Below are 19949 nucleotides of genomic sequence, written 5' to 3'. Positions count from 1 at the left end.
CGCCGTCACGGTCGCCGGCGTCACGACAGCCGGCGACCGTCGAGGCCGAAGAAGTGAACGTGCCCCGGCTGCGGTTCCAGACGAATCCGGGCGCCCCGCTGCGGCGGGTCCTGACCGTCGGTCCGGGCGACGATCTGATGATCAAATACGTTGTCGTCACCGGAGATTCGACCGTACAAATAGGCATCGGCGCCGAGTTCCTCGACGAGGTCTACCTCCATCTCAACCCCGGTCGCACCGATCCGCAGATGCTCCGGTCGAATTCCGATCACGAGTTCACCTGTCGCACTGTCGATTCCGCGCGGCACCGGGGTAGACCATGGTCCCAGCGCGATACGGTGATCGGCTACCGGAACGGTCAGAAGATTCATCGCCGGTGATCCGATGAACTCCGCGACGAACACGTTGGCCGGGTTCCGGTACAGCTCGCGAGGTGCTGCGCATTGTTGCAGGACGCCGTCACGCAATACCGCGACGCGATCGCCCATCGTCATCGCCTCGACCTGGTCGTGCGTGACATAGACAGTGGTGACGCCGAGCCTGCGCTGCAGTCCGGCGATCTGATTGCGGGTCTGCACCCGCAATTTCGCGTCCAGGTTGGACAGCGGCTCGTCCATCAGGAAGACCTGGGGCCGACGGACGATCGCGCGACCCATTGCCACCCGCTGACGCTGGCCTCCGGAAAGCTCTTTCGGCTTCCGATCCAGGTACGGCTCGAGGTCGAGTAGTCGAGCCGCGGTCACCACCCGCTGCCGGATCTCGCGCTTGGGCACACCGGCGATCTTCAGCGCGAAACCCATGTTCTGCGCGACCGTCATATGCGGGTACAACGCGTAGTTCTGAAAGACCATCGCGACGTCACGGTCCTTTGGATCGTCATCGGTGACGTCATGGTCGCCGATCAGGATCCGCCCGGTGTCCACCGCTTCCAGCCCCGCGATCATCCGCAACGACGTGGTCTTGCCGCACCCGGAAGGTCCGACCAGCACGACGAACTCGCCATCACCAACGCTGAGGTCCAGTCGGTCGACAGCGGGCCGGTCGGTACCGGCGAACCGTCGCGTCGCCTGCTCGAATGTCACCGGGGCCATGCGTTATCCGCCCAGCCCGGTCACGGCGATACCGCGAATGAAGGCGCGCTGGGCAATTGCATACACCAGCAGCAGGGGCAGCAGAATCAGGATGGACGCGGCCATCAGCACCGGCCATCGCGACACGTATTCACCCTGCATCCGGACCAGGCCCAGCGTGAGCGTCGCGATACTGCTGCGCTGGATCATCAGTAGCGGCCACAGAAAATCGTTCCAGACATTGACCCAGGTGAGCACCGCCAGCACCATCACCGCGGGCTTGGCGTGCGGGAGCAGTATCCGCCAATAGATCTGCCACGGTGTACAGCCGTCAAGGATCGCCGCCTCTTCGAGTTCGTCGGGCAGGGTACGGAAGAACTGCCGCATCAAATACGTGCCGAACGCACTGCCGAACAGGCCCGGCACGATCATCGCCCACGGTGTGTCGGTCAATCCCGCGATACGCATCAAGATGAACTGCGGAATCACTGTGACCGTCAGCGGAACCATCAAGGTGCCCAGGTAGAGGACGAACAAGGTGTCGCGTCCCCGAAATCGCAACCGCGCGAACGCATACCCGGCCAGCGAGCAGAAGAAGACCTGCCCCGCGCTGATACAGCCGGCATACAGCACCGAGTTGAAGAACATCCGCCAGAACGGCATGACGGCGAAGACCTCACGATAGTTCGACCACTGCGGATCTGCGGGAAACAGTGTCGGCGTGGCTATCTCACCGCTTCGCTTCAACGAACCGGACACCGCCCACAGGATCGGGAATAGCGCGCAGGTGGCGATCACGGTCAACGCGGTGTACACCGCGACAGCGCGTAGAACACCGGGTCTGATTGCCCGTCCGGCTACGCCCATGACTTCTCCTCCTGGGCCGCGCGACGACGTCCCAGCCGCAGCTGCACCACGGTCAGCACCAGCAGGATGGCGAACATCACCCACGCCAGAGCGGAGGCGTATCCGAATTCCAGGAACGCGAAAGCGTGCTGGAACAGCATGATGCCGAGGACATACGTTGCCGTCTCCGGCCCCCCGTAGCGCCCGGTGAGGACGTAGACCAGATCGAAGGCCTGAAACGCGTGGATGACGGAGATGACGACGACGAACGACACCGCTGCCCGGATCAACGGCACGGTGATCGACACGAACTGGCGGAACTCCCCCGCGCCGTCGAGCCGGGCCGCCTCGTAGAGGTTCTCCGGCACGCCTTGCATGGCGGCCAGCAAGATGACGGTCGCGAAAGGCACACTGCGCCAGACGCTCACGATGCACAGCGACGTCATGGCCCACTTCGGATCCACCAACCACGGGATGGGGCTGATGCCGACCCAGCCGAGGATGATGTTCAGTAGACCGTTGTTGGTGTTGAAGACGAACTGCCAGACGACGGCGATCACCACCGACGACACCGCCAGAGGCAGAAAGATGATGGTCCGAAAGATGGCTATGCCCTTGATTTTTCGGTTGAGCACGCCGGCCACCGCGAGGCTGATCAGTACCGTCGGAACGACCGTGCCCACGACGTACACCACGGTGTTGCGCATCGCGATGCTGAACAGCGGGTCCTCGGTGAAAAGGCTTCGGTAGTTGGCTGATCCGACGAATTTTGCCGGGGTGAACATGTCCCAGTTGTGCAGGCTCATGTAGAGCGAGAATCCGAGCGGGAACACCATGAACACCGCGACCGCAGCCAGGTTCGGCGCGACGAACAAACGCCCGGCCCGGGCGCGTCGGGCCGATGGCCGGCGTTCTGGCACGGGCGGGGCGGCGGCTGTGTCGAGCTGGCTCATGGCGTTCGGAGCACCTCGTCGATGTGGCGGGACAGCCCGTCGGACAATGTCGTCGCGGGGCGCGCACCGCGCAGAACGGGGCTGACGTTTCGGTCCAACAGCGCGGCGATCTTCGGCCATGCGGGGGTTACCGGGAGACCCGCGGCATGACCCGGCCCACCGGTCAGCACGCTGATATTACCGATCCGCTTGTGCGCCTTCGCGAAACCAGCAGAGTGAATCGCCGATTTGAGCACCGGAACGAACAAGCCCGAGTCGGCGATCACCGCTTGACCGACCGGCCCGGTGGCGAACTTGACGAACTTCCAAGCCTGCTCCTTCCGTGAGCTGCTCGAGGCGATCGCGAGCCCGGTGGTCCCGATGTTGGTATGAGCAGCACGGCCTTTCGGCCCGATCGGCAACACGCCGATGTCGAAATCCAGGCCCTTGGCCCGGTCGAGGGTCTGGTATCGCCAATGCCCACCGAATGCCATCGCCGCGTGCCCTGAGGTGAACAGGTCCGTGGTGGCCATCGACTGCGCTTCCGACGCGGTCGGTGCGACCCGGTGGCGGTTGGCCAGATCGGCGTAGAACTGAATGCCCTCGATGAACGCGGACTCGTCGAAATTGAGGTGCGTCGGGTTGATCCGCGGATTCGACCACGGGACACCGTTGTTCATACCGAAGATCAGGGCCGTGTAGTACGGAGCCCAGGTGTCGACGAACCCCCACTGCGTGCCTCGGCCGGAGTGGTCCCGCCTGGTGAGAGCCTTGGCCGCGTCGAGAAACTCACCAAAGCTCCACGGCTCGTCCCACCGGCCGGGCGGTGGGCGCACACCGGCCTGCGCAAACAGGGTTTTGTTGTAGTAGAGGAAATTTCCCGACCACTGCTCCGGGAATGCGTACTGCCCCCCGTTGTAGGTGAACGTCTCATACAGCGATGGCACGCTGTCGGCTTTGAGTTCGGTGGCGAACATCTTGTCGCGCGCCAGCATCGTGTTGAGGTCGAGCAGTACGCCCCGCTCGGCCAATCCGGAGTAGGTGAACTCCCACGCCATCAGCACATCGGGACACTTTCCGCCGGCACAGTAGATCGACACGTGCTGCAACGCATCCGGACCGGACAGCAACGTCCGCACTTTGATGTCGGGGTGACTGCGCTGGAAGGCGTCGACAACACGCAGCCTGGCGTCCGCCTCCTCGGGATTGGCCGCGAAGAAAAAGGTCAACGCGTCATCGTCCGGACTGCAGGCGGTCGGAATCGCCGCCAGCGACGCCGCGCCGATCGCGCCGGCACCGCGCAGCAGGGTCCGCCGATCGAAAGGTCTACCGCGACCAAGGGTGGTGTTCGTGGTGTCTCTCCGGCTCGCAGTGATGGATGCCTGGTTCACAGGTGGCGCTGGCGCAGGCGGCGCCCGCAGGGGGTGTCACTGCGGGAAATAGCGCACCTGCCGAATTCCGGTGCCACGCCTGGCCACATCGGCGAACAGGACACCGCGCCAGTGCCCTGCCCCGACTGACGCGACGACGGTCGTGCCGGAGGCGATCACTTTCGTCGCCGTCGCTCCCGGACATCGGTCGATGAGCGCGGCCACGTCGGCAGCCTCGTCGTCGCCGAAAGTGATTGTCGCACCGGACAACAATGACTGCAGGGCGGCGAAGCTGTCACCTCGTCCCACTGCGTTGACGAACGTGTCGACCAGCGTTTTCTGCCGCGAACCCACGCGCCGGAAACCTTCGCCGAAACCGATCGCGCCGCGAAGGCGCTGATTGCGCATCAGGCCACGGGCCAGTTGAATACCGGCCGGCAGCGCCGATGCGCCGTTGCGCGCGAACTGCACGACCATTGCCGGCAACTCCCAGTAGGCGCGCAGCAGCGCGATCTTCCAGTCACCGTCGACCTGGCTCAGGTCATAACGCAGGAATGCGGGGATTCTCATCGTGACGGCCGAGCTCATACGGACCTCGAGTTCGAGATCGCGGATCACCGACGTACCGCGGACGATGTCGAGGTCTCGATGGAACCCGATATCGCGCGGCCCGATGAAGGTGTCGTAGAACGCGCCGACCTCGTTCGGTCCGGTGTGCGGCCTCGAGCCGACTGGATCTTCGACACGACCGTCACGACTGAACAGGCCCACCCAGCCGGCGCGGTCGTGTGCGGCGGCCGCCGCCGGCGATTGCTCCACCGCGGCCAGCAATGCCGACTCCGTCGGGCCGGTCACCGGCCGGGCACAATCGCGACGCCCGCGGCGCGCAGGGCGTCGAACGCCGCCGCGGTGGACTCCTGCCCCACACCCACCGTCAGGTCAGCCAGCACCCTGGTGGTGAAGCCCTGCTCCGCCGCGTCTTCGGCGGTGCGTCGCACGCAGTAATCGGCGGCGATGCCCACCACGTCGACCTGATGGACGTCTCTGCTGCGCAGCCAATCGGCCAGCGGCGTCCCGCCGTCGTCGTGGCCGCTGAACCCGCTGTAGCCGGCGTCGTAGGCGCCTTTGTCGAACACCGCCTCGAACTGGCCGGCGTCGAGCGGGGAATGGAATTCGGCGCCGACACTGCCGGCGCGGCAGTGCGGCGGCCAGGACGAGATGTAATCCGGGTGAGCAGAAAAATGGTCGCCCGGGTCGATGTGCAGATCCCGCGTCGCCACCACGTGGTGGTAATCGGCACCATCGGCCAGATAACCGGCGATGGCGCTCGCCAGACCGGCCCCGCCGGTGACGGCCACCGAGCCACCCTCGCAGAAGTCTCTCTGAACGTCGACGACGACCAGCGCGCGCATGCCACCACGTTATCGCCGACCGGTCTGGTGCCCGTGTCACTGCGACGATTCAGCTGGGTAGGATCGGCTGGATCAGCGCCGCCAGCAGCGCGTTGCATCAGGTAGTTTGTCAAACTATAGTCCAGACACGTGTCCAGAAAGTCCGTTGACGCGTCGCCCGAACTTTTCCCCGTGCCCGTTGTCGGCACCTCGACACCAGATCGGGCGTGAGTATGCGGATTGCGCTGTTGTCGTATCGCAGCAAGCCGCACTGCGGTGGCCAGGGCGTATACGTACGGCACCTCAGCCGGAGCCTGGTCGACCTCGGACACCACGTCGAGGTGTTCTCCGGCCAGCCCTACCCTGAGGAACTCGACCCGCGGGTGGTGCTCACGGAGGTACCCAGCCTCGACATGTACCGCGAGCCGGATCCATTCCGCATCCCGCATCCCCGGGAAATCCGGGACCGCATCGACCTGCTCGAACTGGCCGGTGTGTGGACCGCCGGCTTTCCCGAGCCACGCACCTTCAGCCTGCGGGCCGCGCGACTGCTGGCCGATCGGCACGACGATTTCGACGTCGTGCACGACAACCAGAGCCTGGGTGTCGGTCTGCTCAAGATCGCCGCGCAGGGCCTGCCGGTCGTGGCGACGGTGCACCACCCGATCACCCGCGACCGGGTGGTGGATCTGGCCGCCGCACGCTGGTGGCGCAAGCCCACGTTGCGCCGGTGGTACGGCTTCCTGGCGATGCAGGAGCGGGTGGCTCGCAGCATCCCCGAGCTGCTGACCGTGTCGACGTCGTCGGCCACCGATATCTCGACGGACTTCGGCGTGCGTCCCGAACAGCTGCACGTGGTGCCGCTGGGTGTCGACACGGAGCTGTTCGCACCGGTGGCCGCACCGCGAGTGCCCGGTCGCATCATCGCGATCGCGAGTGCCGACGTACCGCTCAAGGGCGTCGGGCACCTCCTGCACGCGGTCGCGAAGCTGCGTCATCACCACGACGTGGAGCTGCAACTGGTCGCCAAGCTGGAGCCCAACGGCCCCACCGAGAAGCTGATCGCCGAGCTGGGCATCTCGGACATCGTCCGGATCTCCAGCGGCCTTTCCGACGGCGAATTGGCCGGGCTGTTCGCATCCGCCCAAATTGCTTGCATCCCTTCGCTTTACGAAGGTTTTTCGCTTCCCGCCGTCGAGGCGATGGCGAGCGGTACACCCATCGTGGCGAGCCGGGCGGGCGCATTGCCCGAAGTGCTGGGCGCCGACGGGGGCTGCGCCAGACTGGTTCCGCCCGGTGATGCGGCCGAACTGACCCGCGTCCTGGGCGAGCTGCTGGGCTCTCCCGACGAGCTCGAACGACTCGGAGCGGCCGGTCGGCGTCGCGCGGTGGAAGTCTTCAGCTGGGAATCGGTGGCTGCCCAGACTGTGCGCGTCTATCAGCAGGCCATCGCCCGCGGCGGAACCGTCCGCGACCCCGGTGCGGCGGTGGGCGAGCTGTGCTGACAGTCGATTTCGATCGGCTCGGCGTCGGGCCGGGAAGCAAGGTGATCGACGTCGGTTGCGGCGCCGGTCGGCACAGCTTCGGAGCGTATCGGCGGGGCGCCGACGTGGTGGCATTCGACCAGGACGCCGGCGAGATCAGCGATGTCGCCACGATGTTCCGCGGCATGGCTGAGGCCGGCGAGGTGCCGGCGTCAGGCCGGGCGGAAGCCGTCGTCGGCGATGCACGGTCGCTGCCCTACCCCGACCAGACCTTCGACTGCGTGATCGCCTCGGAGATCCTGGAACACATCCCGGCCGACGACGCCGTCATCGCGGAGTTGATCCGGGTGCTCAAGGTCGGTGGCAAGCTGGCCGTCACCGTGCCGCGCTGGCTGCCCGAACAGGTCTGCTGGTTGCTCTCCGACGACTACCACAGCAACGAGGGTGGCCACATCCGGATCTACCGGGCGAACGAGTTGCGCGGCAAGATCACCGATCGCGGGATGACTTTCACCCACACCCACCACGCACACGCGTTGCACGCCCCCTTCTGGTGGCTGAAATGTGCTGTCGGAGTGGATAAGTCGGATCATCCCGCCGTCGCCGCCTACCACAAGGTGCTGGTGTGGGACATGATGCAACGGCCACTGCTAACCAGGCTGGCCGAGTCGACGCTGAACCCACTGATCGGCAAAAGCGTCGCGCTGTACTTCGAGAAGCCGGTGTCTGCCGTTGAGCTGGTCTGAAATTCCGGGCGTCGACGGCGTCCTCACTCCCGAGCAATGCCGTCAGACGGCGGAATCCATTGCAGCGCTGCAGTATCCGTCCGGCGAGATTCCCTGGTCCGAAGGTGGCCACACCGATCCGTGGGACCACGTGGAATGCGCGATGGCGCTCACCGCGGCGGGCTTGATCGAGCCCGCGCGACGTGCCCTCGACTGGTGTCGCCGCCGCCAGCGCGCCGACGGGTCCTGGCCGATTCAGTTACGCGCCGGGGTGGTCGAGGACGCCAACAGCGACACCAACTTCTGCGCCTATGTGGCGGTCGGCGTCTGGCATCACGTGCTGGTGACCGGCGACCCGGCGTTTGCGGCCAGCATGTGGCCGACCGTTCGCGCGGCCATCGACTTCGTGTTGGACCTGCAGCTCGAGGGTGGTGAAATCTGTTGGGCACGAAGCCCTTCCGGTCCGCTACCGGAGGCTCTGCTCACCGGCTGCGCGAGCATCTTCCACAGCGTTCGATGTGCGCTGGCACTGGCGAATCTGGTCAACTCGCCGCAGCCGGAGTGGGAGCTCGCCCTGGGCCGCCTGGGCCATGCGATCGCGGTGCATCCGTCGGCGTTCACCGAGAAGCCGCACCATTCGATGGATTGGTACTACCCCATCCTCGGTGGGGCACTGCGCGGCACCGCGGCATCGGCCCGGATCGCCGACCGCTGGGGCGATTTCGTCGTCGACGGACTGGGCATCAGGTGCGTCGACGACCGGCCGTGGGTGACCGGTGCGGAGACCTGCGAACTGGTGCTGGCGCTCGACGCGATGGGTGACCGCGAGGCGGCCATGACGCAATTCGCCGCCATGCAACACCTTCGGGAGAAGGACGGTTCGTACTGGACCGGGCTGGTGTTCAGCGACGGAAAGCGCTGGCCGGTCGAGCGCACCAGCTGGACCGGCGCCGCTGTCATTCTCGCCGCCGACGCGCTGTCGCGCACCACCGCCGGCAACGGCATCTTCCGTGGCGCCGATCTGCCGCGCGGCCTGGAAAGCGACTACGACTGCGAGTGCGCCGCGAGCCAGTCGGATCGCTAAACCGGCTCCCCCGCGTCACCGCCGGTGCGCTCGAGCACCCGCATCGACCCGGTCGCGGACCGCTCCGTGAATGCGCCGCTTTCCAGTGCGCGGCAATAGATCTCGTACGGAGGTCGCCCGCCGTCACGCGGATCCGGGAAGACATCGTGAATGACGAGCGCGCCTCCGGCGCCGACCCATCTGGCCCATCCGTCGTAATCCTTGCGGGCCGCTTCCTCGCTATGACCGCCGTCGATGAACAGAAATTGCAGCGGCGAGCGCCAGCCCAGCGCCACCACACTCGACTTGCCGACCACCGCCACCACGTTGTCGTCCAGCGACGCCTCGTCGAGCGTGTGCCGCAGCGACGGCAACGTGTCGAAGAGTCCGGTGACGGGGTCGACCAGGGACGCGTCGTGGTACTCCCACCCGGACTGATGCTCCTCGGAACCGTGGTGATGGTCGATCGTGTAAAGCACACTGCCGCGCGCGCGTGCCGCCGCACCCAGCAGCACGGTCGACTTGCCGCAGTAGGTCCCGATCTCCACGCCGACACCGTTGTCGAGGTAGCGGGTCGCCACGTCGTACAGCACTTGGCCCTCGTCGGCGGGCATGAAGCCGGTGACCCGGTCGGCCAGCGCGAACAATCGGCTGGTGATCTGGTCGGCGGCTGCACTATTCGGAGAAGGCGTCATCGCGTGAAGGTTAACGCAATCGCGGATACGTCGTTTTCACCGTTAGACTTCGGTGATGTTCACCCGCTCGTTTAAATGGGTCTCACGCGGTGGCTGGATCGAGAATTTGCGCCGCCGATATCCACCCGCGCCGCAAAAGGACCGGATCGAGGCCATTCTGGCGGCCAACCACGAGCGTCTCGGCCGGCAACCGATAGCCGCCGAATACGATCTGCCGGACGCCAGGTTCAGCCCGCGCGATGTCAGCTCGCCGTCATTCCAGGGCGACCTGTACGCATGGCTGGTGACGCAGCGGCGGCCGGAGACGATCGTCGAATTCGGCGCGGGCTTCGGGGTGTCCGGGATGTACTTCGCGGCCGGCCTCGAGGAAAACCAGTTCGGGCACCTGTACAGCTACGAGATCAACGAGGACTGGGCGCAGATCGCCGAAAGCGCCATCGGCGAGGTGTCGCAGCGCTTCACCCTGACGCGGGGCGCCTTCGAAGACCACATCCGCGACATCCCGGGCCGGATCGACCTGGCGTTCGTCGACGGCATCCACACCTATGACTTCGTGATCAATCAGTGGAAGATCCTGCAGCCGCTGATGGCGCCGGGCGGCCTGGTGTTGTTCGACGACATCAGCTACGGCCAAGGCATGCGCGAGGCCTGGTTGGAAATTGCCGGCTCACCCCTTGTCGCGGGAGCCGCCGAATTCCGCAACCGCCTCGGCCTACTCGAGTGCGTCTGACCGGACTTCTCGCTCCCTCGACTCGGCCGTAGTCGAACCCTTGCGGCAGTGCTGTCGCGGCCCAGAATCAGCGTCTCGGCACGCGTTGCCGCGTTCACCCCGGTGTAGTAGTGTCCGGACACGTGTCCAACCCGGTGTCTCGGGAATCGACCAGACGGCGCCTGACCGCCAAGCAGGCCGATACCGTCGACCGGCTGGGTAACGCCGCAATTGATGTGTTGAGCCGAGAAGGCTTCTCCGGCTTGACGATTCGCATGGTTGCCGCAGAGGCGGGTGTGGGTGCGGCCACGGCATACACCTATTTCTCATCCAAAGAGCACTTGGTGGCGGAGGTGTTCTGGCGGCGGCTGGCATCCAGTGCCGTCTCGCCGACCGACTCGCCTGATCCGTCGGTGCGGGTGATCGCCGTGCTGCGCCAGATTGCGCTGCTGGTCGCTGACGAGCCGGCGCTGGCCGGTGCGGTCACCAACGCATTGCTCAGCACCGACCCCGAGGTCGAGCATCTGCGGCTCCGAGTCGGGCGCGAGATACATCAGCGTCTGGTCACCGCCCTGGGTGCGGGACACAACGCCGAGCTCGTCGAATCACTGGAGTTGCTGTACGCGGGGGCGCTGGTGCGAGCCGGCATGGGCTACGCGTCCTATTCGGAGATCGCCGACACGTTGGAGGCATCGGCGCGCCTCCTGCTGCCGGCCCAGAAGCCATAGGGAAACCCCCGGGGCTGGCATGATCGACGGTCATGGACGTCGTCGACCACCCTGAACGCGATCAGGCCTGGGACAGCACGGCGCGATCGGAGACCGAAACCCAACGGTTGGACCGCAATTGGCTGAGCCTGCTGCAGGAGTTGCGAGTCGTCCAGACCGGCGTCCAGTTGCTCACCGGCTTCCTGTTGACGCTGCCGTTCCAGCCCCGCTTCGACGTCTTGAGCACCATGATGCGGGTGGTGTATCTGGCGACGGTGGGCTGCTCGGTCGGCGCTACGGTGCTGCTGGAGGCACCGGTCGGCATGCATCGCATGCTGTTTCGCCGGCACCGAACCCAGTTCCTGGTCTCCGCGGCACACCGGTTCGCCTACGCGGGATTGCTGCTGATGGGCTTGGCGCTGACCGGCGTGACGGTGATCATTTTCGGTGCGGTGGCCGGCGTGAGCGCCGGCGTCGTCGCCGGTGCCTTCGCGATCGCCGGGCAACTCGGATTCTGGGTGTTACTGCCGCTCTGGGCGCGACGCCACGCGCCGCCACCGGGGTCGTAAATCCGTTCAATATCGCGGTTTGCCGTCAGCCGAATCTGGGAACAAGCCCGCCATGTTGATCCGTAGAATCGCGCGTCCTTTGCTGTCCGCAGTCTTCATCGGCCAGGGCATCGAGACGCTGCGCAACCCATCGATCACCCTCGAGGCAACGGAGCCGACCGTCGCGGCGCTGCGCAACCTTCCGGAGCCGTACGGCGACAAGGTCCCGTCGAACCCCGAAACGGCTGCGCGGATCAACGCCGCCGTCCAGGTCGGCGGCGGAGTGCTTCTGGCCACCGGAAAGCTGCCGCGGATCGCGTCCGCGGCGCTCGCAATCACTGTCATCCCGGGCAGCCTTGGCGGACATCTGTTTTGGACCGAGAGTGACCCGCAACGCAAGACCGAGAAACGCCGTGCCCTGCTCACCGATTTGAGCCTGCTGGGCGGTCTGATCATCGCGTCGGCCGACACCGCCGGCAAGCCGTCCCTGGGATGGCGTGGGCGGCGCGCCGCCAGCCGGCTGACCGAGGCGGTGTCCTCGGCTCTGCCGCTGACCGGGTCCGACGACTCGCTGCTCGATTCCGAATTTGCCGAGCGGATCTCGCACGGTCTACACGCAGGCGCCGAGCGCGGACGCGAACTAGCCAGTGCGGCGGCCGAGCGCAGTGCGCCGGTGGTCGAGGCAGCCCGCAAACGCGGTGAAGAACTGGCCAGCACGGCCGCCGAGCGCGGACGGGAACTAGCCAGTGCGGCGGCCGAGCGCAGTGCGCCGGTGGTCGAGGCAGCCCGCAAACGCGGTGAAGAACTGGCCAGCACGGCCGCCGATCGCAGCGCCGATCTCGCGAGCACCGCCGCCGAGCGAGGTGCCGACTGGGCCCAGACCGCCGCCAAGAAGAGCAAGCCGGTGGTCAAGAAGGCCCGTAAGCGCGCGCGTAAACGCGGCGAGGAACTCGCCGAGACTGTCCGCGACCGCAGCAGCGAATGGGCGGACATCGCCCGTGACCGTGGCGCCGAAATCGGTGAACGCGCTTACGAGCGCGGCAGCGAACTCGCTGAAGTTGCCCGCGAGCGCGGCAGCGAACTGGCGGAGGTCGCACGCGAACGCGGCAGCGAGTTCGCTGACGTGGCACGCGAACGCGGCGAAGAACTCGCTCAGCGTGGACGGAAAAAAGCGCGCCGCTGGAGTTGATCGGCGCGATCGACGGACTGGATCGACCCGGGTACATTGGCGGCCACCGCCGCTAGGAGTCCGTCATGACATCAGCTGATTTCGACCACAATTTCAGCTACCCCTCGCAGGCATCGGGCGTCCGGGCCGGTGGGCTCGGCGCACGATTTTTCGCCCGGCTGATCGACGGCGTTCTGGTCAACGTCGTCGTATTCCTGGCGTCCCTGCTTCTCCTCGACGGCGACTACTGGTGGCTGGTCACCGGTTTGTTCTCCGGTGTGCTGATGTTCGGGTACTTCGTCCTGTTCGAAGTCAGCCAGGGCGCCAGTCCGGGCAAGCGGCTGCTGGGCTTGTCCGTCCACGGGCCAGGCGGTGCTCCCAGACCCGACGTCACCCAGTCGGCCATCCGCAACTCGTTCACCTTGTTGTCGGTGGTGCCCTATCTCGGTCCGCTGCTGGCTTTCATCGCCTACGTCGTGATCGCCGCCACGATCAGCGGCAGTGCCACCAAGCAGGGCAAGCACGACGAGTTGGCCGGCGGCACTCAGGTGGTCAGGTCTTAGCCGACAGATACCGCACGAACGAGTCGACGACGGCGTCGACGCTTTGCCCGACGTCGACGGTCAGGCCGCGTTCGTCATCCTCGAGGGGTTCCAGCGCCTCGAACTGCGACAACATTAGCGACGACGGCATGAAGTGCGCGGCCCGCCCGGCTTGCCGGTGACTGATCAGCTCTGCGGAACCGGCCAGATGCAGGAATTCGATATTCGTTCGGTGCGAACGTAATTGGTCGCGGTATCGGCGTCTGAGCGCCGAACAACTCATGACGCAGCCGTCGTGGTCGGCCAGCCACTGGCCCACCGCGGCCAACCATGGATATCGGTCGTCGTCGTCGAGCGGCGAACCGGCTGACATCTTCGCCAGGTTGGCCGCCGGGTGAAAGGTGTCGGCGTCGGCGAATGGTACACCGAGGCGACCGGCGAGCGCCGCGCCCACGGTCGACTTGCCGGAACCGGACACGCCCATCACTACGATGGGCGTGCCTGCTGCACAACGCTTTTCGTCAGGCACCGGGCAGATTGCGGTTCCATTCCAGCCAGCCCACACCGGCCCGGCCATCTGCGGTGCTCACCGTCGCCCAGACCCGCGGAAATTGGCTGACCCGACCGTCTTTGGAGACCAGGCGTAGTGGCCCGTGCCCGAGCACGTCGATGGTCGCAGTGATCCCACTTGGGTTGACGGCCAGCGTCGCGGCGATCGGAAGCCCGTCGGCGTCGAATGTCTGAATCGGAGAGATGGTTTCCAATTCGGTGACCGCGCCGCTGCGATCCTGGACGTATCCGACACACATCGTCGGAACACCCGGAATCTTGAGGTCCACCCCGTGTACATGCGTGCCGTCGTCGAGATGCAGCGCACTCCAGAGCCAGTCCATGCTCCACCAGTCCCGCACTCCCCATGAGTGGTCCCGTTGCCCGGGCACCGCATCGAGGGTATACCGCCGGCCGTCGACGGTCACCGATCCTGTTACCGTGCAGGGGATCTCGTAACGAGTTGCGACCCGGTACTGATACGGCGTCCCGTCGGTGACCCATTCGAGCTCGAGTGTGACCTCCGCCGGCTCGCCCTGCTCACCCCGCAGTAACGCCGCCGGGTCGAGGTAGGACTGACCACGTCCGGTCAGCGCCACGCGATAGGTGTGCAGCGGGTTGTCGACCGAGTGCGTGAAATCGATTGCCTTGGTGCGCACCTGCCATGCATCGGCGGGCGACGGAACCTCGAAGTCCACCACGGCGACGGTGGGCAGGCCCGGACCGCAGAACACGGCATGCAACCAGGCCGTCTGCTGGTTCGGGATCAGACCGAGCCGTAGCCAGCCGCCGAGTCCCTGTGCGGCGTCGACGAAGTCGGCGTACCAGCTTTCATTCCACAGTGGCTCCTCGGTCGGGCTGTGCGCCGACTCGTCGTCCGCCGACGGGCGAATCGAGTCGCCCGCGGTCGGCTCCGGCAGGATTGCCAGTGCGTCGGTGTCCAGTACATGCTCGCAGTGCCGCGCCAGCATGGTCATGAACATCGCGTCGCCGCGCTCGGTGCGCTCCACCAGCATCGACGAGACGATCGCCATCATCACCCCGAAGAAACTCTGCCGGCGTACGCCTTCGCGAACATCGGCGAGGCTGATCGGCGCGTCCGGGCCGAGCGCGCGATGGTAGCCGTCGAGCAGCACGTCATAGTGCTCGCGCCGATCCGCCACCGGCAGCGCGCAACCGAGGAAGTAGGCCAGGTCGGTCATCGCCGGACCCCACGTCACCGTCTGCCAATCGACAACGGTGAGTGGGCGATCGGCACCCTCGGCGCCGAACAGCATGTTGTCCAGGCGGTAGTCACCGTGGACCAGTCCGTGGATGCGGTCTTCGGTTGCCTCGGCCGACAGGTAGTCGTCGAACCCACCGACCAACCGCTCACACACCGTGCGATGTTCCGGGGAGATCTGCTCGCCGTAGCGGTCGACGAAGCCGGCGAACAGCGCGGCGATCAGCCCCTGGTTGACCGGCGTATCGCGGTTGAGCCAGGCGGCGTCGGCCAGCGCGGGGTCGCCCAGTAACGGGCCTTGCAGACGGCCGAGTTCGGTGACGGCGGTATGCGCCTGCGCGGTCGTCGCGCCGCGGATCTCGTCACCGACCACCGCGGGGTCAGCGTCACCGAGCAACACGTCGAAGATCCCGGACGCCGCATCGAAAGCATTGTGATAGCAAGGCGCAACGGGCCCGTGCAGGCGCGGAGCGATGTCGCGATAGAAGCACACTTCACGCTCGTAGAGGCCCAGCGTCAGCCCGGTTTGGCGGCTCATCTGATCGGTGGCCGCGACCTTGAGCACCACCGATTTCGGACGGTCGGCCGCCGCGTTGTCGGCATACGTCAGCTCAACCCGGTAGCACTCGCTCATCTGGCCGGTGCCGATTCGTTGGGTGCTGAAGTCGGTGACGGTGCCGGCGCCGAGGGCAGCGGTCAGCCACGCAGCGGTGAGGTCAGCGGGCCGCTCGACGACGTTGTCGGGGTGCAGTGTCATGACTCGTTCACGAAATCACATCCACCGTCATCGCGCTAGCGAAAAGCCTTCCCAGGCCCGCCGCCGTTCGGGATGCGGGTCGTACTCGAGATGAGACTTGCGGTCGAATACCAGGACCGCGCGGTCGGCCTCGGTGTAGGCGGGCCAGTCGTCGCCGGGGTTGCCTGTGCGGCTGAATGACCGCCAGCGCCTTTGCACTTCGCGAGTGACGCGCAGTGCCGAACGTCGATCGACCGGCGCTGTCAGCAAAGCGCCGACTCTGGTGCGGTAGAAACCGAAAACGGCCAACAGTTCCGTCGCGTGGGTGGCCCCCAGACCCGACCAACGCAACGCCCGTGGCGCGTAGTCGTACCGGTACAGGTACGTCGGTGCGTAGCGGCCGTGGGCTTCGGCCATCCCCCACGCCGCGGAGCCGAAAGCGAAGTCGCCGCCCAGTCGGATGCAGGCTGAGCGCTCGGGGTAGTCCGGGTAGGCCTCGGTGATGCGATCCCGCGCGGCCGGCTCGACCTCGGCCAGGAGTGCCTCGATCATCGGCTCATTCGTCGGAAGCAACTGCAGGAAGCGGGTGAACAGACGCCCCTCGTCGGCGTTGGTCCCGACGATCAGGGGAACCCGGTGCGCTTTGCCCTGCTGCATGGCGCCGATGGGATCCAGCGGCAACACGTCGTCGCCGAACACCGGGCCAATCGGGAACGCGCCCAACATTTCCCGCACACCGTCGTTGATCAGCCGGTTCTGCGCCGCGACCAGCTCCGCCGGCGTTGCCGTCATCAATTTCTCGGTGGCATTGCTCGCATCGGCGCCCAGCAGGGTGGCGTAGCGCTTGGCGAACTCCGCCGCGATGTCGGTGGACCGGGTCATGCCGCTGGCGGGGCTCTCCGAAATCGCTTGCGCGAACAGCCCTTCGGCATCGGGCGCGGTCAGCAGTGCGCCGACGGCGTGGGCCCCGGCGCTCTCGCCGAAGATCGTGACGTTGGCGGGGTCGCCGCCGAATACGGCCGCGTTGTCCTTCACCCAGCGCAGCGCCAGGATCAAATCGCGGAGATAGAGGTTGCTGTCGATGGTCACGTCCGGTGTCGACAACGAGGACAGGTCGAGGCAGCCGAGCGCGCCCAGCCGGTAGTTCACCGAGACATAGACGCAGCCCCGCTTGGCCAGCGCGACACCGTCGTAGATCGGTGTGGCCGAGCTGCCCATGATGTATCCGCCGCCGTGCACGAACACCATCACCGGCAACGGCTCCGAACGTGGCGTCTCCGGTGCCGTGACGTTCAGGGTGAGGCAGTCCTCCCCCATCGCCTGGTACTTGCCGACGCCGAGCATGGCGTAGCGATGCTCCTGCGGGGAGCATTTGGTGAAACCGTGGCAATAACGCACACCCCGCCAGGGCTGGGCCGGCTCGGGTGCCCGGAATCGCAGCGGCCCCACCGGCGGCTTGGCATACGGGATGGATCGCCAGCGGTGAACGCCGTCGCGGGTGAAGCCTTCGACGGTGCCGGCGGCGGTAGTCACGCGGACCGTGTGTTCGTGCATCTACCTGACGTTAGCGAACGTCAGGAGGTGACGCTCGGCAGGTCCGTCTCGAGGACCACGATCGTCCCTGTCGTGCCGTCGACCTCGACCAGCGCACCGGGCGGCAGCCGCCGTGTCGCGTCGTGCACGTCGACCACGCAGGGAATGCCGAATTCGCGCGCCACCACCGCCGCGTGTGACATCGGCCCGCCGAGTTCGGTGACGACCGCGCCCGCGTAGGAGAACGCGGCGGTGTATCCGACGTCGGTGACCTCGGCGACCAGGATCTCTCCGGCTTGCAGGTCGTCGATGGTCTGCGGCCGGACGATGCGGACCCGGCCGCGGACCCGGCCGGCACTGACCCCGGCGCCGGTCAGGGTCTGCCCGGGCGACAGCGCGGCCGCCGCGACCGACGTCGGCTGCCAGTCGCCGCTGAAGACCGCGGGCGGCAGGACGTCGGCGAGCCGGACCTGGTCGGCGCGACGGCGAGCCACCACCTCTGCAACGTCGGCGGGCAGCGCGTCGAGTTCGTCGACCAGGAGGTAGAAAACGTCGTCGACGGTCTCGAGCGTTCCCGCATCCACCAGTCGGCGACCGAGCTCGCGAAGTAGGTTGCGCAGCAGCCAGTTTGCCCGCACCAGGCGGTCACGACGGATTTCGCGGTCGCGGACCTGGTGGGCGACGAGAGCGGCCAGGGGGCGTGCCTGCAACGGGATCTTCAGGCGGCGCGTCTCTGAACGCAACGGCGTGTCAACAGCTTTCGCCACCATGCGGAGCAGCAACTCCGGGTCGTCGGCATAGCTCGACGATCGCATTTCCAGCTCGGCCGGACCGCGGTGTCCGAACGCTGCCAGTTCGGTGCGCAGGGTCCGGTAGAACTCCGGCGTCTTCGTCGACAGCTCATCCAGGTGGTCGCCGGTGGTGGCCAGAATTCCCAGGACCTCGGGATCACGCCGAGCGGCGTCGGCGATGCGGTAGACCGCGCTGAGCAGTCCCGCACTGGCCAGCTCCTGACCGACCGGCAACACCATGTCGCGTCCGCTCAATCCGCGCAAGATCGTGTTGAGCGCCGCGAACGCCATGAACGACCCGGATGCCAGCACCCAGCCGTCGATGACGTGATCCCGGGCCAACAGGATCAGGCTCTGCAAGCGGGCTTCTGGAAGCTGTGAAAGATCGCTGCTGGCAATCTCTTCCAGCCAGGCGATGTCGCCGACGAAGTCACTGGTGTCGCGATTCGCGCCGATCACCAACCCGGCCAGGTTGACACCGAAGACGCCGAGATTGCGAACGGTGCGCAACGGCCCGGTGGCGCTGCCCGCCTCGGGCGGAAGCTGCTGCTCGCCGTGGATCGGCATGGCGGTCAGGCTCGGGCCGAAGAACTGGCTCTGCCGAACCACCGTCTCCGGCTTGACGAAAGGCACGACCTCGGCCGTGTAATGGGCGGTGGTGATGGCACCGTAGAGCCGGTGGCCGAACACTCCGACCGTGCGGGTGGCCATTTCACGCTGGATCAGCCCGCCCGGACGCAGGCGTCGGGCGATGACGGCACCGGAGGCGCGCAGTCCTTTGACCGTCGCCGACGCCGACGACGGCGAGAATGGCCCGGGCAGAGCCTCGGACAGGTTGGTGGCCAGATACGTCGGGAAACGTGGGTCGATCGGGGTGTCGAACTCGCCGTTACCGCCGTCCGGGCCGGCCATCTGCGTCGCCTCGCCGTCGGCTGCCGGGACGTCGACCGCTGGGATGTCCTGGACATGGGTCAACCGCCACGGCAGCGCCGTCGACCAGGGGCCGACGGTGACGTGACCGCGCACGGCCAGCGCGACGTCGTGCAGGCAGTCGCGTCCGGTCCAGCCGGGTTCGACGTTCCAGGTATCCTGCAGCAGAGCGGTATTCAGTGACGGCGCGCTCAGCAACAGGTCGAGTTCGGCCGTCGCGCTCAGCTTGCGGAGTAGCCGCGGCGTCAGCGGCCGGCCGAGGGTCTCGGCGATCTCGCCGAGGGTGAGCTCTCCGGGCGCGGCGAGATTCACCGCCCCGCTTTCGACATCCCGGTCGACGGCTGCGCGGACGAAGACGCGGTGCGCGTCGTCGCTGTGCACGACTTGGAGGGTGCGACCCGCCGCCTCGGGAAACAACGCTGAGGCGAGGGCTCGCCGCACCCAGTTGTCGACGCCGCGACCGACGATCGCCGCAGCGCGGATCGTCACCCACTCCACGCCGGACTTCGCGATCAGGTCTTCCGCGCGTGCCTTGTCCCGGCCGAACGGCGATACCGGTTGCAGCGGTTGGCTTTCGGACAGCAACCTGCCGGGACCGTAGACATGAGCCGACGACGCGAAGACGAGCCGCCGGGTGCCGCTGCCCGCGACGGCGTCGAGCACGTTCTGCGTGCCACCGATAGTGACCTCGGCGTCCGAGCGTCGATCTGCGGCCGGGTCGAGGACCCACGCGCAATGCACGACCACCTCGGCGCCCGCGACCGCTCGGCGAACCGCCGTACCGTCACGGATATCGCCTTGAACGAAAGTCGCCTGACTGGGCCAACTTTCGGGCCGATGGCGGGCCAGGCCCGCGACGTCGTGTCCCGCGCTGAGCAGGCGCCCGACGACGCCGCGGCCGATCACCCCGCTGGCCCCGGTGACAGCAATCCTCATGC

19 protein-coding genes are annotated in these 19949 nt (G+C 66.6%); 8 read left to right on the top strand and 11 right to left on the bottom strand.

Annotated features, from left to right (window positions below; all coding sequences use genetic code 11):
* Positions 1-20: 20 nt before the first annotated feature.
* The 6 genes from ugpC to CYU59_RS10990 are packed head-to-tail and all read right to left on the bottom strand — an operon-like array spanning position 21 to position 5630.
* Complete coding sequence (gene ugpC / locus CYU59_RS11015; protein WP_292989125.1) at positions 21-1091, bottom strand: sn-glycerol-3-phosphate ABC transporter ATP-binding protein UgpC; 1071 nt, start codon at positions 1089-1091, stop codon at positions 21-23.
* Between the two features lie 3 nt (positions 1092-1094).
* Positions 1095-1937 (bottom strand): carbohydrate ABC transporter permease, encoded by an 843-nt coding sequence (locus CYU59_RS11010; RefSeq protein WP_292989122.1) that lies wholly within the window; start codon positions 1935-1937, stop codon positions 1095-1097.
* Positions 1928-2869 carry a sugar ABC transporter permease gene (locus tag CYU59_RS11005; RefSeq protein WP_292989120.1) on the bottom strand — a complete coding sequence of 314 codons (942 nt, stop codon included), beginning with the start codon at positions 2867-2869 and terminating at the stop codon, positions 1928-1930. The genes CYU59_RS11010 and CYU59_RS11005 overlap by 10 nt, the downstream gene beginning before the upstream one ends.
* Positions 2866-4224, bottom strand: coding sequence for a sugar ABC transporter substrate-binding protein (locus CYU59_RS11000; protein ID WP_292989728.1), 1359 nt, complete (start codon positions 4222-4224; stop codon positions 2866-2868). Before CYU59_RS11000 ends, CYU59_RS11005 begins: the two co-directional genes overlap by 4 nt.
* 51 nt (positions 4225-4275) lie before the next feature.
* A complete protein-coding gene (locus CYU59_RS10995; RefSeq protein WP_292989118.1) occupies positions 4276-5073 on the bottom strand; it encodes a ketosteroid isomerase family protein in 798 nt (265 codons plus the stop codon).
* Positions 5070-5630, bottom strand: a complete 561-nt coding sequence (locus CYU59_RS10990; protein WP_292989116.1) for an isochorismatase family protein — start codon at positions 5628-5630, stop codon at positions 5070-5072. The genes CYU59_RS10995 and CYU59_RS10990 overlap by 4 nt, the downstream gene beginning before the upstream one ends.
* 212 nt (positions 5631-5842) lie before the next feature.
* On the opposite strand from CYU59_RS10990, the gene CYU59_RS10985 reads away from it, so the two are divergent.
* Genes CYU59_RS10985 through CYU59_RS10975 form a run of 3 tightly spaced genes read left to right on the top strand, consistent with a single transcriptional unit; the run spans position 5843 to position 8902 of the window.
* Entirely contained in the window at positions 5843-7114 is a 1272-nt protein-coding gene (locus tag CYU59_RS10985) for a glycosyltransferase family 4 protein (protein ID WP_292989726.1), read from the top strand.
* On the top strand, positions 7108-7839 hold the full coding sequence (locus CYU59_RS10980) for a class I SAM-dependent methyltransferase (RefSeq protein ID WP_292989114.1): 732 nt from the start codon (positions 7108-7110) through the stop codon (positions 7837-7839). Before CYU59_RS10985 ends, CYU59_RS10980 begins: the two co-directional genes overlap by 7 nt.
* A complete protein-coding gene (locus tag CYU59_RS10975; protein WP_292989112.1) occupies positions 7826-8902 on the top strand; it encodes a prenyltransferase in 1077 nt (358 codons plus the stop codon). Before CYU59_RS10980 ends, CYU59_RS10975 begins: the two co-directional genes overlap by 14 nt.
* Here the strand turns inward: CYU59_RS10975 and CYU59_RS10970 are convergent.
* The gene (locus CYU59_RS10970; protein ID WP_292989110.1) at positions 8899-9576 is read right to left on the bottom strand and encodes a class I SAM-dependent methyltransferase; all 678 of its coding nucleotides are present in this window, start codon (positions 9574-9576) and stop codon (positions 8899-8901) included. The two genes, CYU59_RS10975 and CYU59_RS10970, sit on opposite strands and share 4 nt — an antisense overlap.
* Positions 9577-9631: 55 nt before the next feature.
* On the opposite strand from CYU59_RS10970, the gene CYU59_RS10965 reads away from it, so the two are divergent.
* The 5 genes from CYU59_RS10965 (at position 9632) to CYU59_RS10945 (ending at position 13271) form a co-directional block, all read left to right on the top strand.
* On the top strand, positions 9632-10306 hold the full coding sequence (locus tag CYU59_RS10965) for a class I SAM-dependent methyltransferase (RefSeq protein ID WP_292989108.1): 675 nt from the start codon (positions 9632-9634) through the stop codon (positions 10304-10306).
* A 122-nt stretch (positions 10307-10428) separates the two neighbouring features.
* On the top strand, positions 10429-11013 hold the full coding sequence (locus CYU59_RS10960; RefSeq protein WP_292989106.1) for a TetR family transcriptional regulator: 585 nt from the start codon (positions 10429-10431) through the stop codon (positions 11011-11013).
* A 32-nt stretch (positions 11014-11045) separates the two neighbouring features.
* The gene (locus tag CYU59_RS10955; RefSeq protein WP_292989104.1) at positions 11046-11561 is read left to right on the top strand and encodes a DUF6328 family protein; all 516 of its coding nucleotides are present in this window, start codon (positions 11046-11048) and stop codon (positions 11559-11561) included.
* 52 nt (positions 11562-11613) lie between these two features.
* Positions 11614-12729, top strand: coding sequence for a DoxX family membrane protein (locus CYU59_RS10950; protein ID WP_292989102.1), 1116 nt, complete (start codon positions 11614-11616; stop codon positions 12727-12729).
* Between the two features lie 65 nt (positions 12730-12794).
* Positions 12795-13271 (top strand): RDD family protein, encoded by a 477-nt coding sequence (locus CYU59_RS10945; protein WP_292989100.1) that lies wholly within the window; start codon positions 12795-12797, stop codon positions 13269-13271.
* Here the strand turns inward: CYU59_RS10945 and CYU59_RS10940 are convergent.
* The 4 genes from CYU59_RS10940 to CYU59_RS10925 are packed head-to-tail and all read right to left on the bottom strand — an operon-like array spanning position 13261 to position 19947.
* Positions 13261-13734 (bottom strand): gluconokinase, encoded by a 474-nt coding sequence (locus CYU59_RS10940; RefSeq protein WP_292989098.1) that lies wholly within the window; start codon positions 13732-13734, stop codon positions 13261-13263. The two genes, CYU59_RS10945 and CYU59_RS10940, sit on opposite strands and share 11 nt — an antisense overlap.
* Positions 13735-13771: 37 nt before the next feature.
* Entirely contained in the window at positions 13772-15778 is a 2007-nt protein-coding gene (locus CYU59_RS10935; protein ID WP_292989096.1) for a phosphotransferase, read from the bottom strand.
* A gap of 27 nt (positions 15779-15805) precedes the next feature.
* Complete coding sequence (locus tag CYU59_RS10930; RefSeq protein WP_292989094.1) at positions 15806-17311, bottom strand: carboxylesterase/lipase family protein; 1506 nt, start codon at positions 17309-17311, stop codon at positions 15806-15808.
* Between the two features lie 20 nt (positions 17312-17331).
* Complete coding sequence (locus tag CYU59_RS10925) at positions 17332-19947, bottom strand: NAD-dependent epimerase/dehydratase family protein (RefSeq protein ID WP_292989092.1); 2616 nt, start codon at positions 19945-19947, stop codon at positions 17332-17334.
* Positions 19948-19949 lie beyond the last annotated feature (2 nt).

Origin of the sequence: Mycobacterium sp., assembly GCF_002863225.1 — a bacterium.
In the GTDB taxonomy this organism is placed as follows: domain Bacteria; phylum Actinomycetota; class Actinomycetes; order Mycobacteriales; family Mycobacteriaceae; genus Mycobacterium.
Note: the sequence above shows the minus strand (reverse complement) of the source record. Positions and strands in the feature narration are given on the sequence as shown.

Bases quoted from the DNA above. Each gene is read 5' to 3' on its own strand.
- ugpC (WP_292989125.1), bottom strand. From the start codon at position 1,091: ATGGCCCCGGTGACATTCGAGCAGGCGACGCGACGGTTCGCCGGTACC.
- CYU59_RS11010 (WP_292989122.1), bottom strand. From the start codon at position 1,937: ATGGGCGTAGCCGGACGGGCAATCAGACCCGGTGTTCTACGCGCTGTC.
- CYU59_RS11005 (WP_292989120.1), bottom strand. From the start codon at position 2,869: ATGAGCCAGCTCGACACAGCCGCCGCCCCGCCCGTGCCAGAACGCCGG.
- CYU59_RS10990 (WP_292989116.1), bottom strand. From the start codon at position 5,630: ATGCGCGCGCTGGTCGTCGTCGACGTTCAGAGAGACTTCTGCGAGGGT.
- CYU59_RS10985 (WP_292989726.1), top strand. From the start codon at position 5,843: ATGCGGATTGCGCTGTTGTCGTATCGCAGCAAGCCGCACTGCGGTGGC.
- CYU59_RS10970 (WP_292989110.1), bottom strand. From the start codon at position 9,576: ATGACGCCTTCTCCGAATAGTGCAGCCGCCGACCAGATCACCAGCCGA.
- CYU59_RS10965 (WP_292989108.1), top strand. From the start codon at position 9,632: ATGTTCACCCGCTCGTTTAAATGGGTCTCACGCGGTGGCTGGATCGAG.
- CYU59_RS10955 (WP_292989104.1), top strand. From the start codon at position 11,046: ATGGACGTCGTCGACCACCCTGAACGCGATCAGGCCTGGGACAGCACG.
- CYU59_RS10950 (WP_292989102.1), top strand. From the start codon at position 11,614: ATGTTGATCCGTAGAATCGCGCGTCCTTTGCTGTCCGCAGTCTTCATC.
- CYU59_RS10945 (WP_292989100.1), top strand. From the start codon at position 12,795: ATGACATCAGCTGATTTCGACCACAATTTCAGCTACCCCTCGCAGGCA.
- CYU59_RS10940 (WP_292989098.1), bottom strand. From the start codon at position 13,734: ATGGGCGTGTCCGGTTCCGGCAAGTCGACCGTGGGCGCGGCGCTCGCC.
- CYU59_RS10935 (WP_292989096.1), bottom strand. From the start codon at position 15,778: ATGACACTGCACCCCGACAACGTCGTCGAGCGGCCCGCTGACCTCACC.
- CYU59_RS10930 (WP_292989094.1), bottom strand. From the start codon at position 17,311: ATGCACGAACACACGGTCCGCGTGACTACCGCCGCCGGCACCGTCGAA.
- CYU59_RS10925 (WP_292989092.1), bottom strand. From the start codon at position 19,947: ATGAGGATTGCTGTCACCGGGGCCAGCGGGGTGATCGGCCGCGGCGTC.